Origin of the sequence: Methanobacterium sp. (genome assembly GCA_039666455.1) — an archaeon.
In the GTDB taxonomy this organism is placed as follows: Archaea; Methanobacteriota; Methanobacteria; order Methanobacteriales; family Methanobacteriaceae; genus Methanobacterium_D.
The window spans coordinates 1-15057 of record JAVSLW010000018.1; the positions used below are offsets into that span (position 1 = coordinate 1).

The window sequence follows — 15057 nt, forward strand, 5'->3', positions numbered from 1 at the left end:
AAACCCAACCCTGGGAACACCAGAAGGAACAGAAATAATGATGGGAGACTCAGAAAAAGTAGGAGCAAGCACAGTGTCAATATGGTACACCGGACCACCAATAGATCTTGACCTTTTCAGCGATATAAAAGTCACAGGAACATTCAAAAGAAACTCAGACTACAAATACGGCCTATCAGACTACGTAATAGTAACTGACAAAGTAGAAGGAATTAAATAAAATTAAACAGGGAGTATGGTATAAAAACACTGGATAAATTAAAAATGGAAGGTTATTCAGCAAGTAATATAACTTTTTTGCTTTTTCCTTCACAATATTTGCATGATGAGCTCTAGGATTGTCTATAATCATTGCTTTACACATTGCTTTACAACATATAATATCCAATTCTCTTCCAAAGCTCACCACCAATCTCTTTAAATATCTCTTTAAATAACACGAAAATTTAATTCATTTTCTATCCAAATATACTTTTGAGATCACCTTATCATTTAACCTTAAAATTGGATTTGTATATTAATACAAAAATTACTTACAATAAGAAACTCAAACTTTTGATTAAAAATACAATTTTTATTTCCTTTAAGGATGTGATAAAATGACAGGTGAAAAAAATTTTAAAAAAGCTTTTTTTGGGGCAGGATGCTTCTAGGGAGTTGAAGAAGCATTTAGAACCACAAAAGGAGTGGTATCAACTGCAGTAGGATACATGGGAGGTCATACAGAAAATCCTACCTATGAAGACGTTTGTTCTGGTAAAACCGGTCATGCTGAAACTGTTGAAGTCACCTATGACCCTTCAGAAATTTCTTATGATGAACTGCTTAATATTTTCTGGAATATTCATGATCCAACAACTTTAAACCGTCAGGGGCCAGATATAGGAGAGCAATACAGATCTATTATTTTCTATTATAATGAAGAACAGGAAAAAGCTGCCAGGGCTTCAAAGGAAAAATTAAATAAATCAGGAATTTACAGACGAGACATTGTAACTGAAATAGTCCCTGCTCGAGAATTTAAGTTCTATGTGGCTGAAGATTATCACCAGCAGTACCTTAAAAAACGTGGGCAAAGCAGCTGTAGATTCTAAGCAGCTTAGCAAATCACGATACAGGTCTTTAAAATCCTTAAAATTTTAATTTGAAAGGTCTTGAGAAACATAGTTTAAGAAGCTCAATTTCAAATAGAAAAGATTATTAATTATATTAAATATAATATTAATTACATCCCTGCTTTCAATGCCTCCACAACACAGGGATGTACCCCTCCTTAATTTAGTAATACTAATTCTGGAACACTATATACATAACGCACTCCAGCTCAAAAAAATCTTAAAAACGTTATTACAGTAAAAAAATATATAATAAATGCAAATATCAAAAATAAAATTATTGTAACTTTAGTAAGCTTTAAAGCATCCAGTATCTTATCTGATTTTAAAGGATTCAAACTATCCCCAATTTCATAATATCCTACTTTTTTAAGTTTTATTCCAAGAGCACCGGCTGCAGCTGCCATTGAATAGCCTGAATTTGGACTATCTGGTTTTTTAGCATCTCTAATCATTATTTTATAGGAATTTCGCCAGTCCATACCTAAAAATAGAGCAGCGATTACCACCATTAATCCCGTGATTCTTGCAGGCAAATAATTCAATATATCATCCAGCTTTGCAGGGAACCATCCTATTTTAATTGTTTCATGTTTTTTGTAGCCCACCATGGCATCAAGTGTATTTACAGCTCTGTAGGCTACTGCTCCTGGGACCCCAAAAATAAAAGCATAAAAGAGGGGTGCTGTTACAGAGTCTGTAATGTTTTCTGTTAATGTTTCCACAGTAGCTGAAACAATTTCCTCGCTTGAAAGGTTAGTGGTGTCCCTGCTTACAAGATAGGACATGTTTTTTCTTGCAATATCAATACTGTGATCAACATCTTTTTTTATGTCATAAGCAGAACTGATAAGAACATTTATTGCAAATGTACTTGTCAAAATAACTGATGAAACTAAAATATAAAGAATATTATTTATTACTGATAATGAGATTAAGACGTATGTTGCAAGTGTAAAAATAATTACCAAAACAAGTGTCAATATTATTCCTGAGATTTTACTCCTGTAATTGATTAAATGCTGTTTTAGTATGTCTATTATTTTCCCCATCCACACTACAGGATGTATCTTAAAAGGGAGTTCGCCAAACAGGACATCTATGATTAAAGCAATCATTATGATGAGTAAAAAAGCTGGTTGAAAGTCCATGCTATCCCTTTAGTAAACTGATTCTCTATGATAAAAATAATTTAATTATTATCTCACTTAAAGTATAATATCTGGTAATCAACTATAAACAACTAAATATATTAAATGTTTTAAATCTAAAGTTAGAGTCAAAATTTTCATTTAAAACTGAATGGGTGTTAAAAATGTCAAAAATTGAAAATAAAGTTCAAAAATGGTTATCTGATGAGGGCCTTTTTAGACAGAAGGTCCCAGATGAAAATGCTAATTTCCATTTCATAATAAACTATCCTGAAGGCCACATTTTAGATGTGATTCAGCCTAAAGGAAAAGAAGATATGGTTTTAATAGCATGTGCTACCAATGTAAGTCCTGAACATCAAACAGAGATTAGAAAATTAAAATTAGAAAAAAAAGAGAACTTCATATGGGAATTCAGATTTCTCTTAAACAGTCAATTTGTTGATTTCCAGCTGCAGCATCCAGAAAATATACTTCAAAGTTTTCTAATTACAGATGAAATTTTTGAGGATGGTCTAAGCAAAGACAGGTTGATTTCAAGTGTAAAGAAGATCTTTCGCGCGAAACTTCAGGGAATATGGAAAATACAGATGGAATTTGGAGTATATGAAGAAGAAGCAAAAAGCATGGATCAGGATAACATGTATGTTTAAGTCATATAATAACATTTAAGACCATATAAGCCATGTTTAATTTTAGAATTGTATTTAACTATTATTTTTTAAAGTTTTTCACGGTATTTACAGCTCAAATGCTGTGGAATAAAGTGAGGTTGTACAGGGCAGTTATAAAAGTCAAGGGGTGCTCTGACATACTCCCACGACTAAAGCCCTCGAACATGAAAATGTTTAGGGCCCTCAAAATTCGGAGTCAGCAAAAACATAGTTTTTGTGGCGTCAAAACTTTCAGTTTTAACAGCTTTCAAAAATCAGAGATTTTTGATTGCCCGAAACTTCTACGAAGTTTCGCCGGCTTTCAAAAATGCTTTGTATTTTTGATGTTTGCAGAACAGAGTTCCGCAACCGCGAAAAATGAAAATTTTTCGCATGCCCCAAAAGATCGAAGATTTTTTGAGGGAATTTTGAGGCAGAGAAAACGAAAGTTTTCTCATGCATCAAACATGAAATGTTTGATGAAATGTCTGAAAGCCAAACACAGAGTGTTTGGATTGGAGAATATTTGATTTTTGAAAGTGGTGGACTTATCTCAGATCGTATAGAGATATATTTCAAGTGTAAATAAATATTCAATGAACCTATCTTGAAACTTGAGACCTAAACAAAAAGCAAGGGTAGAGCTTTCAAAAACTTTGTTTTTGAATACCGTAGGAAATTATATTTCTCCGGCCCCGAAAACAAGTTTTCGAAGGCCCGAAAAATCAGAGCTTCAGAGCTTTCGAAAATCGCAGATTTTCGATGTTCACAAACCTTCGGTTTTGTGGCCGCGAAATTTTTCAATTTTCACATGTCCACAAAATCATGGATTTTCGAGGGCTTTACCAGAAAAATATCCAAACTGGTGAAATATCTGGGACAGCCTTGTATTTCATGAAAAAGTTTCATCTGGAATGAACAAATTTTAAACTAAACTTTTTAATGTGTAATTTAAACCATTTAAACATTTGTGTTGTGGGTGTTAAATTTTTAGGTTCTATTAGAACAATATTGTCCTGTTAGGACAAAATTGTTCTGTTAGAACAAATTTTACGTTTTTATACAGCTTTAAAACCACAACCTTTATATGACATGATTTTACAGACCAAAAAATTGTAAGATAACAGGAAGTTATTTTACAGACAGAGAATTGTGAATATAAAGGATGCATGAATAGAATGAAGAAAATGATGGCAGTCTTGCTTGCGGTCCTTATTATAGGGACAACGCCAGCATTTGCTATACCACATGGTGAAACTGCCGATGCAATGGCAGTTAAAGGAAAAGGTACTGCTGAATTGGCAGTACAGATATTAGAAAATGGAAGCACCGGTACAGAATATAACAGTACCGTAAATACAGATTCAATAGAAAATAATGTTTCTGTGGCTTTAGAAAACGATTCAGATGCAGAAGTGCAGCTTTCGAATGATAGTTTAGAGAACAATGGCGTTTTTGTTTTAGAAAATGATACCACAGAAAACCTTACAATTCCACAAATAGATACAAGTGGAATTGTAATGCAGAGCAGTGATTTCAGTTGTGGACCGGCTGCACTTGCAACCGTCCTGAACAATCTTGGAGTCCATGCAACAGAGCAGGAACTGATAGTTCTTGCGGGCACAGATTCATCAGGGACAACAATGCACGGATTATCAGAAGCAGCGAAAGCAAAAGGTTTAAGTGCAACTGGTATGAAATTATCAGTTGATGATCTTAGACCCAACAACATTGTGCACATTATACTGGATGGCGAAGGCCATTACAGTGTAATCAGAGAAGTAAGTGAAAATAGTGTTTATCTTGCTGACCCAAGCCTTGGAAACATTGAAATGACCAGAGAAAAGTTTGCTGAAGTTTACACCGGCAATGCTCTGGTTATAACTGATCCCAACATGCAAGTTAATCAAACAGCAGAACAGGCTAATAACAGTACAGAAAATTTAACAGATACAGGTAGTATACAACCAGAAAATTTAACAGCTGAAGAAATGGAGAGTATTAAAGGACAGCAATTATCAGCCAGTGTACCAGCACCAGCCAGCATGCAACTGTCAGTAGAAGAGATGCAGAGTATCAGAGGAAAAGTTATTTGGAAAGTCATTGCAAAAGCTGCTGCAATAGGGGCAGTGGTTAGATTGGTGGAATATGTAGTAACCACCCCTAGGGACCAATTGAGCTGGGAAGGAGCTGGTAGAGCGGCGCTTTGGGGTGCAATAGAAGGTGCTGGTGTAATTATTGGAGCTCGTAAACTCCCAAGAAAGCCATCAAGGAGAAGAAGGTAAAAATAGATAGTATCTGCAGGGTTATCCTGCAAATACACTTTTTTACATGGAGTTGGAGGCGGATATTAAATGATAGAATTTATTATCATGAGGGGTTTTCTGTTTAGTATGGTGTTTTTAATGTTTACAGTTCTTATATATTATGGATGTAAGCTGCCCCTAAAAGAGTCTATTATAAGTGGGTTATTTATAGGGATTTTCTTTATGATTTCGGGAATTGCTTTTGAATATTATCAATTAATTACTGCAGGTATTATAACAGGAATTACAGTATCTTTATTGGTAATTGTTTATAGATACTATATATACAAGGCCTCCTTAAAGGATTCTATCATGTGGGGATTAATTGTGGGAATTATCGCTGCAATTGCATTTCCAATACTTAGATACTTGATTTTTTATTTGATTTGATAGCATAAATGAACGAAAAATGTTCCAAACCACAGGCATGATAGGCCGGCTATTAAAAGATATAAGGAATTGGATAGAATACGTAAGCGGCTTGAGAGAGGGCCCGATTGAGAGGGTTCGAGAGGGAAGTATCTGCAGAGGTAATAGTAGCAGCAGTGAAAGTAGCAATAGTAAAGGCAGTAAAATCATTATCATTAAGACAATAGGAACAATGAGTTTTGGAGCGTTACGACAACATATAGCTAGATATATACCGGAGTGGCTGAAGAGACATTGGAGATGGGCTGCAGGAGCGGCAGTCCATGCAGCAGTAGGTATTATGGAGTATAGGAACAATACTCCCGCTCACAAAAGGACCTATGAAGGGTATGCTTGGGCAGCGATTTCGGGTGCGTTGTTGAGGCTTATATAAATAGGGAGAATTAAAGGTGCGTTGTGGAATATTATGCTTAGGAGAAAGTAAGATTTAAGAAGAAAATAGAAGTATCTGCAGGATAGCCTGCAGCCGTCGAAAAAGGGTTCGTAAAATCGAAGATTTTACAGAACTGTCGGAAATCATGGATTTTCAGGCTTTGAAAACCTTTGGTTTTCAAAGATACATTTTTTTGGAGGATATTGAATGATGGGATATAGTATTTGGGATATTCTTTGGATTTGTTTTTCAATTTTACTTTTATTTTCCAGTTGTTCTTCTTACTTAGGTAAGGCTCCCTTAAAAAAGATTATTGCAGTTGAATTATTAGTCGTGATAGCCTTAATAGGAGTGTCATATCTTAGGAACTATCTACCATATCACATTGCCATTGGCGTATCTTACATTACACTGTTTTTATCAGTCTTTTTAGTTAGCAGATATTTAGCGAGGGAGTCCTTAAAAGAGTCTATTAAAGAGGGTTTATAGTTCTAATAGTTAGGAAATACAGCTACAGAAAGTGTAGATACACAGTTAAATGATACCACAGAAAACCTTACAATTCCACAAATAGATACCACTGGAATTGTGATGCAGTCAACTGATTACAGTTGCGGGCCAACTGCACTTGCAACAGTGCTGCAGAACATGGGTATAAACGCAACAGAAGGGGAACTTAAGGCTCTTGCAGGGACAGATTCGTCAGGGACAACAATGCACGGATTATCAGAGGCAGCGAAAGCAAAAGGTTTAAGTGCAGCTGGTATGAGATTATCAGTTGATGATCTTAAGCCCAACAACATTGTGCATATAATGCTGGATGGCGAAGGCCATTACAGTGTGGTAAGAGAAGTAACAGATACAAGCGTTTACCTTGCTGACCCATCACTTGGAAACATTGAAATGACCCGAGAAAAATTTGCTGAAATTTTCACCGGGAACGTGCTAGTGATAAGCGATCCTAACATGCAGGTTAATCAAACAGCAGAACAGGCTAATAACAGTACAGAAAATTTAACAGATCAAATAGATAATGTAACAAATCAAACCGATCAAATGCAAGACTTAACTAACTCAACAGATGCTAATGGTGCTACGGAACGAACAAACAACCAAGATAATGGGAATACAACATTAATAGGACCAGTAGCAAATGTAACAAATACTAATTCCACTAACTTGCTGACAAAAAACACCAACAATTTGACGAATGAGGAGATGCTGAATATTAAAGGAAAATCATGGCTTTTTCCATTATGGTTCGGTATTGAGATAGGTTATAGATATGCGACTCATAATAGATATGGAGCTGTAGATGGTTGGTGCTGGGCATCAGAACTAATTTCCGGTGCAGATATAAATAAGGATGGATGGGTTGGTGTACCTGATGAAGCGCGAAGATTTGGCGTGAATGGTGAAGGATACAGAGTTAAAGCGGCTTCAAAAATAAAGAAATCTAAGAAAAGAAAAAAATGATAATTGTAACTCCTATTTATTCTTTTTTTTAGAGAAAGGATATGAGATAATGGAAAGTTATAAAAAAGCGGTAATATTGTATGTAGTAATCTTTAGTTGTAGTTTGCTTATTTTAATAACAGTTAGCGAAGTTACCAGTAGGGTAATATTAGTTTTTTGGGTGCGGAATATTTGATATTAACAATTGGGATTATAATAATAATGTTTGCAGCTTCCATGATGAAAAAAATAATAAAAGATTTGATTCCTAAGGAAAAACGTTGAGAACTCTTCATAAAACTATTGCAAATTTCCCACAAACTTTAAAATGCCAAGAAAATTGCTGAAGTTTACACAGGCAATGCTCTGGTTATAACTGATCCCAACATGGCAGTTAATCAGATAGCAGAACAGGCTAACAATACAACAAGCATTATACAACCTGAAAATTTAACTGATAAAGAAATGGAGAGCATTAAAGGACAATCAACCGTAGCCAATCCAGAAAACAGCCAAATCCTGACCAGTGAAATGATGGAGAGTATTAGAGGACGATGGTGGGAAGAAGTCAGCAAGTGGGGAAGATATGCATGGGATCAGATTTCTGCTGCAGGAAGATATATAATGGACAATGCTCACAAAATTACTCCATTTATACCAGGAAGAGGAGGCACGTTTAATTGGACTGCAAACCATACTTCTAATGCTACTGGAAACTATACCCAGTTCAGTGGGAGTGTGACTGTTAATGCACAAACAAGAACTAAAAGAACTCGTGCGAGAAGACGTAGATAGATCCGGATGAAAAAGAGAGAAAAAAATTAAAAATTTGGGGGTTACATACCTCCATTCCAATTTTTTAGTGATAAATGGTGTATTTTATGCTTAAAATTAATAAATTTATAGTGATGGGAATAGTAACGATTATATTAACATTTTTTGCAGGTATCACTGGATTTTTTGAATTTATGTTTAATCATCAGGTTATAATCGAAAAATTTAATATTTTTATATATTTATATTCTACAGTTACGATGTTAGGAATTTGTTTAGGTATACTTTCCACATTTGTTAAAAGAAAAAGAAGGAGAAAAATCTTGTTTTATAGTTCCATAATAACTATAATACTTGGCGGGATTGCAGGGCAAGTGATCTGGGCTTCTAGGAATCCAGTAGAAATTACGAACCCTATATGGGAACCTGGACTTTTCATTCCAGCTTTGTCTAATAATTTATATTTGTCATTTGTAACAATTTTATCAGGCCCCACTATAATCTATCCTTATATCCTATTAAGTGCTATTGTAATTAATCTTAAATTAATAGCAGAATTTATAAGTTTTCATGGTTTTAAAGGTGTTATATTGTTGGTTGGATCATTTCATACATATCCTGAGTTTTATGCCATCTATTTAGCTGGCGTATCTGGTATTAGAATATCTTTAAAGTCTTTTAAAGCATACATATCTATAAGAAGAAATGGGATTAAAAACACTTTAAAAACTATTAAAGAGGCTATGATACATGAGCTTAAAAATACAATGCCCAGAATAATAATTCTATTAATAATTGCCGCACTTTTAGAAGAATTCTGGGGTCCATTCTGGATAAGTTACTGGCTACAACACATAGCATAACTGCAAATGAGTGTTATATTTATACACACTGATGAATATGGAACAAAACACAAAACCTTACAATTCCACAAATAGACACCAGTGGAATAGTGATGCAGTCAACAGATTACAGTTGCGGGCCAGCTGCACTTGCAACAGTGCTGCAGAACATAGGTATAAACAGTATAGAAGGGGATCTTAAGGTCCTCGCTGGCACAGACACATCAGGGACAACAATGCACGAATTATCAGAGGCAGCGAAAGCAAAAGGTTTAAGTGCAGCTGGTATGAGATTATCAGTTGATGATCTTAAACCCAACAACATTGTGCATATAATGCTGGATGGCGAAGGCCATTACAGTGTGGTAAGGGAAGTAACAGATACAAGCGTTTACCTTGCTGACCCATCACTTGGAAACATCGAAATGACCAGAGAAAAATTTGCTGAAATCTTCACTGGAAATGCTCTGGTAATAACTGATCCCAACGTACAGGCACAGGAAACAAGTAATTCTACACAAGCAACAGGAACTTCAGAGCAAGTAAGTAATGGAACAGACACAAATTTAAACAATAGAAATACAAATTCAGTGAGCGAGCCGGTAGATAGCAGTGCCACTTTGACTAAGGATGAAATGCAGAATATCAAAGGGATGTGGATTGGACCTGCAGGAGGTATTCTAGGATTCATTGTGAATGTTGCATGGAGAAGAGTAACTAAAGGTAAATATGGAGCTACAGATGTCTTGCTTTGGATGTCGGAACTAATTTGTGGTAAAGATTTTGATAATGATGGATGGATAGGAGTTCCACCCGAAGCACGAAGAGCAGGAGTAAATGGTAGTGGATATAGAGCTAAGAGTCGGCGCAGATAAAATATATTAATCTTTTTTATTTTTTTAATAAGGAGAATAAGAATGAAACCATATAGAAAAGCAGTGATATCGTATGTAATAATTTTTATTTGTAGTATGCTTATTTTATTTACAGCCAGTGCTGGCAACGTTAATTATCCTAATTTAAAATATTTTATAGTGACAATAGGATCCGTGATCATTATGATCTCAGCATCTTTTCTTAGAAAAATCATAGATGACTTGATTCCTAAGGAAAAACGTTGAAAAATCTACATAAAAATTATTGCAAACTTCCCACGAACCTTAAATACCAAGAAAATTTACAAAAATTTACTTCAGTCATCCCAGTATTAAGTGATCCTAATAATTCAACACAAGTTAATCAAACAGTACCAGTATACAATCAGAAAACAGCCAAACTTTGGCAGCTGAAACGATGCAAGATTATACGAGGAAAATGTGGAGTAAATAGAGTAACTCGGTACTGGTGGGGACAGAGAATTTATTTATGCAACACTACTACGCATAGCATTGTTAATGGTATGACTACCGTAGCTGGGCTTATAGGACTTCTTGGGGTTTCTAAGATAATAGCAGGAGCAATACTTCTCTGTGTAGGTGTATTGAGGCAGGTCAATATACATAACACAGGTGTGAGAGTCTGGATTGCATGGACGGGTCATGTAATCAGGATAGATGCTCAACGTCGCCACTAAAAAATTAACTATCTACTAAGCTATCAAGCATATACATCGCTTGCTTGATAGTTGAAAGTTCAATGAAATCCATACTGGACCTGCGCTTGTATAGTGGCCCTCAAGACAAACAGCAGGTAGATAAGCAATGCAGAAAATTCAACTACTGGTGAATGGTATTCAGTAATATTAAAACAGATAGATCTGTTGGAAGAGATTTTATTAGCAGGATTAACATTTTTATTTTAAAAATTTACACTTGAAATGTATGTGAATTTTTAAAACAAAACTTAAACAATTTTGTTCCCTGATTCACATTTTTAATTTCATGTAAGTAACAACTTAGAGAAAATATTCTAAATTCTTTTTACACTTGAAATGTTTGTCATTTTCCGATTTTTTATGAAGATTTTTAAATACACTTGAAATGGAGGTCTCCATAATGAATAAATTATTTTTAAAAAATCAGTATATTAACTTATTTATAGATCAAATGTTTTTATAACATACCTTTAAAAAATGCACATTCAATATACATTCAATATAGTTTAAACTAATTTAAATTTGTTTTTAAACGTCTTTATTTTGAAACATGTTTCACTAATTTTATTAAAAATATTTTTTACACTTGAAATGAATGTCTCATGCTTAAATGAAAATTTTTGTAAGACAAAGTTTTTTTACACTTGAAATATATGTCTTTTTCTCTCACTGATTTTAAAAGTGATTTTGTAAAAATACTTTAAAATGAGTATTTCATACTATTTTTTAATTTATAAATCTCCTTATGAGCAGGAGTGTTTGGTGTAAAGGGTATATCCAGTCAATAAAGCTAATTTATCAACTTAAAATGTTCATAACCACGGGGCTTTAATATTTCTTCTTCACCATCACTTTTAACTATTATCATTTTACCAGAAGATGTGACCTTCCCTATTTTGTAAAGAGGGATTATTGAACTGATTTCTTTTAAAGCATCTTTTTTAATAGTTAAAAGAAGTTCAAAGTCTTCTCCATAATATAACATAAATTCAAGTGGATTTTTACATGCTTTTTCAGCTATTTCAAGAACTGTTCCAGCTACAGGGATCATATCTTCATAAATGGTTATTCCAATGCCTTTAGTACTGGCGTTAACTAATTCTCCAATTTCGCTTGCAAGACCATCTGTTATATCCGTAGCAGAAGTTACAAACCCGCTTTTTGCAAGCAAAACTCCTTCTTTTGATTTTGCTTCAGGATTCAGTGCATGTTTTAATGCGAGATTTTTGTAATCTTCTTTTAAATCTTTTAATTTTATTTTATCATTGAATAAAACTTCAAAACCAGCAGCTGCAAGTCCAAGAGGTCCTGTAACAGCAACAATGTCTCCGGGACTGGCACCATCTTTCATTAAAACTTCATTTTTTCCTGCAATTCCCAAACAAGTTCCAGATATAGTTAGTTCACCTGATTCATTGGTATCTCCACCAATCAACATCATTTCATACCGGGAACATCCTCTTAAAATTCCATCAATTAACCTGTCAAAGTCATCAAGGGACATTTCTTTAGGTAAACCAACAGCAATGATAATTCCCAGTGGTTTAGCTCCCATAGCTGCTAAGTCACTCACATTTACTGTTACAACCTTTTCTCCAATCTGTTCAGGAGTCATTTCATCTGGAAAATGGACAGATTTAAATAAAATGTCTGAAGTTGCAACTAAATACTTATCTCCAAAATTAATTAGTGTTGCATCATCATTCAAGCTTTTAATTCCTAAATTATCAAAAAAGACGGAACTGATTATATTTAAACTGCTTTTTTTTAAAATCCGTTTTATGAGTTCCTTTTCTCCAATATCTGAAACTTTAGGGTGCATGTTAAAAACCAGCTTAGAGGGCGTCTGCCACTCTGTCACCGATTATATCTACTAGCCTTGGGTCAGCACCAAGAGGTTCAGTGTAGATAATTTCGCCTTCAAATTCAATTTCTTCGTCTTCTTCTTGATGGCTGTGTCCATGCCCATGACTGTGTGAATGTTTATGACCATTATCTAAACCAAGGATGTGTGGAATGTCCTGCTTTGTGTGAACACCATGAGCTAAAAAGACAGGTGTTACAATTATCTTCTGGACACCCTTTTTTGCTAAGCTATTTATTGCTGCAGGTATTGAGGGTTTGGACATATTCATAAAACCCACTTCTACAATATAATCAGAATTCTGTCTGTACATTTCACCGAGCTTGCTTACAATATCTTTTCCGTATGGAAGTCTGCTTCCATGACCAACAAGTAGTACACCTATTTTAGCAGTTTTTGAGTCTGAATTTGTATCCATATGATATCACTCCATCATCGCCTTCTTCCTTTATTTTTCTAAAGACCATTTCGACTTCATCACCTATATTAACATCTTCTACATTACAATCAACTATTTGGGTTGTTATTTTGGCTCCTTCATCAAGTTCAACTATTGCCACAACATATGGTGCAATAAGCTTGAAATCGTCAGTGGGGGTGTTTATAACAGAATAAGTATGGATTTTTCCCTCTCCCTTAAGTTGAATATCTTCTAATTTTCCTTTTCTTCTACATTCAGGGCATATAACTCTTTTTGGGAAAAATACAGTTCCGCAATGTGAACATTTTGAGCCTATGAGACTGTAACGCTGAGGTATATGACGCCATGCCCTTACTATATCTTTCATTATTATTTCCTCCCATATATTCCTCAAAATTTTGATTTTGATGGAAATAATTTAATTTTTTAGATGTTTAGTATGATCTATTTATAAATATCCATTTTTGCATGTTGATTTTTTATGTAATTAAATTTTTGGTTTTAAAATCATAAAATTTAATTCATTTTTATGAACAATTAACTTAGAAAACACAAAACACCATAATCTGTTATTCTATATAAATAGCAGGTTTATAAGGCATTGCATTTTTTGATTTGTTCTGCGGATCATAGGCGGGCTCTCTGTATACAATCACTTCAGCATCCACTTCTCTTGATAGATAATCCAGAGAATCTTTAATAATTGAATATTCATCAATTCTACCCACATATTTGATCCTGGTCACTTCTCTTGCTATTTTCTTTACAAATTGCACAATTTCTTTTTTATCGTCATGAATGTTTTGCTTTACAGATTCACCCATTATACGGCCTATATCCGGGCTCCTGATTTCTTTTGCAATTTCAAAGACTCTCCATTTCCATTCTGGTGCAATGTAAACATGTATTTTCTGAGGGTCAGTGTCAATAATCTTCTTTATTTCATTGATGTCATCTGCAAGTCCCTGCACAATTTCTTCAGCTTTTTGAATCTTTTCATCTATTAAATCAGCATCGTATTCAGGCCAGGGTGCAGCTGATGCAAATCCTTCCCCTTCAATACTGTTCCACATTTCTTCAGCGGTATGTGGAATAGATGGGGTTATCATCAGTATCCAGTTGCTTAAAACATATGTCAGAACATTTGAAATTTCTTCTCTTGAAGCAGAATCTTCTAATTCATACTCTATTCGGTGTAAATAGTGGTCAATATCTTTTTTAAACAGGAATAATGCTTCTTGAAGTGCTTTTCTTGTCTGGAATCCTTCAAGTGCTTCAGTTGTATTTTTAATTCGCATGTTAACCTGGCTTAAAAGCCATGCATTAACTGGTTTTTTAATTTCACCAGGCTGGAATGACTTTAATGATACTGGAGATCCTTTAATTTCTGCGACACGGTTAATAAATTCTTTAAACCAATCTAAACGCCTTTTAATTCCTTTTACCTCTTTTTCTCTCCAGTCAAAGTCCTGCCATGGCTCAGCTGAAGACATTAAAAAGAGCCTGACCACATCTGCTCCATGGGTTTCTATGGCGTCTTCAAGGAGTACAACGTTTCCTTTTGATGAGGACATTTTATGACCTTCAAGCAGGCCCATCCCAAATACTACCACTCCTTTTGGCCATTTATCCTCAGGGAATATGGCAGAATGGTGGAATATATGGAATGAAAGATGGTTTCCAACAAGATCCTTGGCTGAAAGCCTCCAGTTTAGAGGATACCAGTAATTGAATTCATTTTTAACTTCATCAAAAATTTCAGGAGATATATTACCAGAATACTTTCCTTCATCTAAATAAACATCATTAAAGAATGCATCGTCAAGATCATCAGGATTTAGTTCTTTCATATACTTTGAAATGGTATAATATGTCATGTAAATAGTTGAATCACTTAAAGGCTCTATTAACCATTGTTTATCCCATGGAAGTTTTGTTCCAAGACCTATTCTCCTTGAGCAGGCCCAATCTTCAAGCCAGTCAATATAATATTCCAGATTAGTCCTTACTTCTGGTGGAACTACCTGCTCCTGTCCCAGGCATTTTATTGCAAGCTTTTTCCATTCCTCATCAGAATATT

The 15057-nt window shown here is 34.6% G+C and carries 14 protein-coding genes and 1 pseudogene; 10 read left to right on the forward strand and 5 right to left on the reverse strand.

Annotated elements, in window-relative coordinates; translation table 11 throughout:
• Together PQ963_05735 and msrA are read left to right on the forward strand one after the other, a co-directional pair.
• A partial coding sequence (locus tag PQ963_05735; GenBank protein MEN4029165.1) for a hypothetical protein occupies positions 1-220 on the forward strand: 220 nt, incomplete at its 5' end.
• A 445-nt stretch (positions 221-665) separates the two neighbouring features.
• Positions 666-1094: pseudogene (gene msrA / locus PQ963_05740) on the forward strand (peptide-methionine (S)-S-oxide reductase MsrA).
• Between the two features lie 230 nt (positions 1095-1324).
• Here the strand turns inward: msrA and PQ963_05745 are convergent.
• Complete coding sequence (locus PQ963_05745) at positions 1325-2266, reverse strand: cobalamin biosynthesis protein (GenBank protein ID MEN4029166.1); 942 nt, start codon at positions 2264-2266, stop codon at positions 1325-1327.
• Between the two features lie 164 nt (positions 2267-2430).
• Here PQ963_05745 and PQ963_05750 point away from each other — a divergent pair, with 164 nt between their 5' ends.
• The 8 genes from PQ963_05750 (at position 2431) to PQ963_05785 (ending at position 10671) form a co-directional block, all read left to right on the forward strand.
• On the forward strand, positions 2431-2919 hold the full coding sequence (locus PQ963_05750; protein MEN4029167.1) for a DUF2299 family protein: 489 nt from the start codon (positions 2431-2433) through the stop codon (positions 2917-2919).
• A 1178-nt stretch (positions 2920-4097) separates the two neighbouring features.
• Complete coding sequence (locus PQ963_05755) at positions 4098-5204, forward strand: C39 family peptidase (protein MEN4029168.1); 1107 nt, start codon at positions 4098-4100, stop codon at positions 5202-5204.
• Positions 5205-5273: 69 nt separating this feature from the next.
• Positions 5274-5615, forward strand: coding sequence for a hypothetical protein (locus PQ963_05760; GenBank protein MEN4029169.1), 342 nt, complete (start codon positions 5274-5276; stop codon positions 5613-5615).
• Positions 5616-6618: 1003 nt separating this feature from the next.
• The gene (locus PQ963_05765) at positions 6619-7503 is read left to right on the forward strand and encodes a cysteine peptidase family C39 domain-containing protein (GenBank protein ID MEN4029170.1); all 885 of its coding nucleotides are present in this window, start codon (positions 6619-6621) and stop codon (positions 7501-7503) included.
• A gap of 366 nt (positions 7504-7869) precedes the next feature.
• A complete protein-coding gene (locus PQ963_05770) occupies positions 7870-8277 on the forward strand; it encodes a hypothetical protein (protein MEN4029171.1) in 408 nt (135 codons plus the stop codon).
• An 86-nt stretch (positions 8278-8363) separates the two neighbouring features.
• Entirely contained in the window at positions 8364-9119 is a 756-nt protein-coding gene (locus tag PQ963_05775) for a stage II sporulation protein M (GenBank protein ID MEN4029172.1), read from the forward strand.
• Positions 9120-9211: 92 nt separating this feature from the next.
• The gene (locus tag PQ963_05780; GenBank protein MEN4029173.1) at positions 9212-9973 is read left to right on the forward strand and encodes a C39 family peptidase; all 762 of its coding nucleotides are present in this window, start codon (positions 9212-9214) and stop codon (positions 9971-9973) included.
• A 524-nt stretch (positions 9974-10497) separates the two neighbouring features.
• Positions 10498-10671 (forward strand): hypothetical protein, encoded by a 174-nt coding sequence (locus PQ963_05785; GenBank protein MEN4029174.1) that lies wholly within the window; start codon positions 10498-10500, stop codon positions 10669-10671.
• Between the two features lie 811 nt (positions 10672-11482).
• Here PQ963_05785 and thiL read toward each other — a convergent pair.
• The 4 genes from thiL to PQ963_05805 form a co-directional block, all read right to left on the reverse strand.
• The gene (gene thiL, locus PQ963_05790) at positions 11483-12514 is read right to left on the reverse strand and encodes a thiamine-phosphate kinase (GenBank protein MEN4029175.1); all 1032 of its coding nucleotides are present in this window, start codon (positions 12512-12514) and stop codon (positions 11483-11485) included.
• A gap of 13 nt (positions 12515-12527) precedes the next feature.
• On the reverse strand, positions 12528-12974 hold the full coding sequence (gene cfbA / locus PQ963_05795) for a sirohydrochlorin nickelochelatase (protein ID MEN4029176.1): 447 nt from the start codon (positions 12972-12974) through the stop codon (positions 12528-12530).
• Positions 12943-13344 (reverse strand): Zn-ribbon domain-containing OB-fold protein, encoded by a 402-nt coding sequence (locus PQ963_05800; GenBank protein MEN4029177.1) that lies wholly within the window; start codon positions 13342-13344, stop codon positions 12943-12945. The genes cfbA and PQ963_05800 overlap by 32 nt, the downstream gene beginning before the upstream one ends.
• Before the next feature lie 202 nt (positions 13345-13546).
• Positions 13547-15057, reverse strand: a 1511-nt coding sequence (locus PQ963_05805) for a class I tRNA ligase family protein (protein MEN4029178.1), incomplete at its 5' end; no start/stop codon positions are given.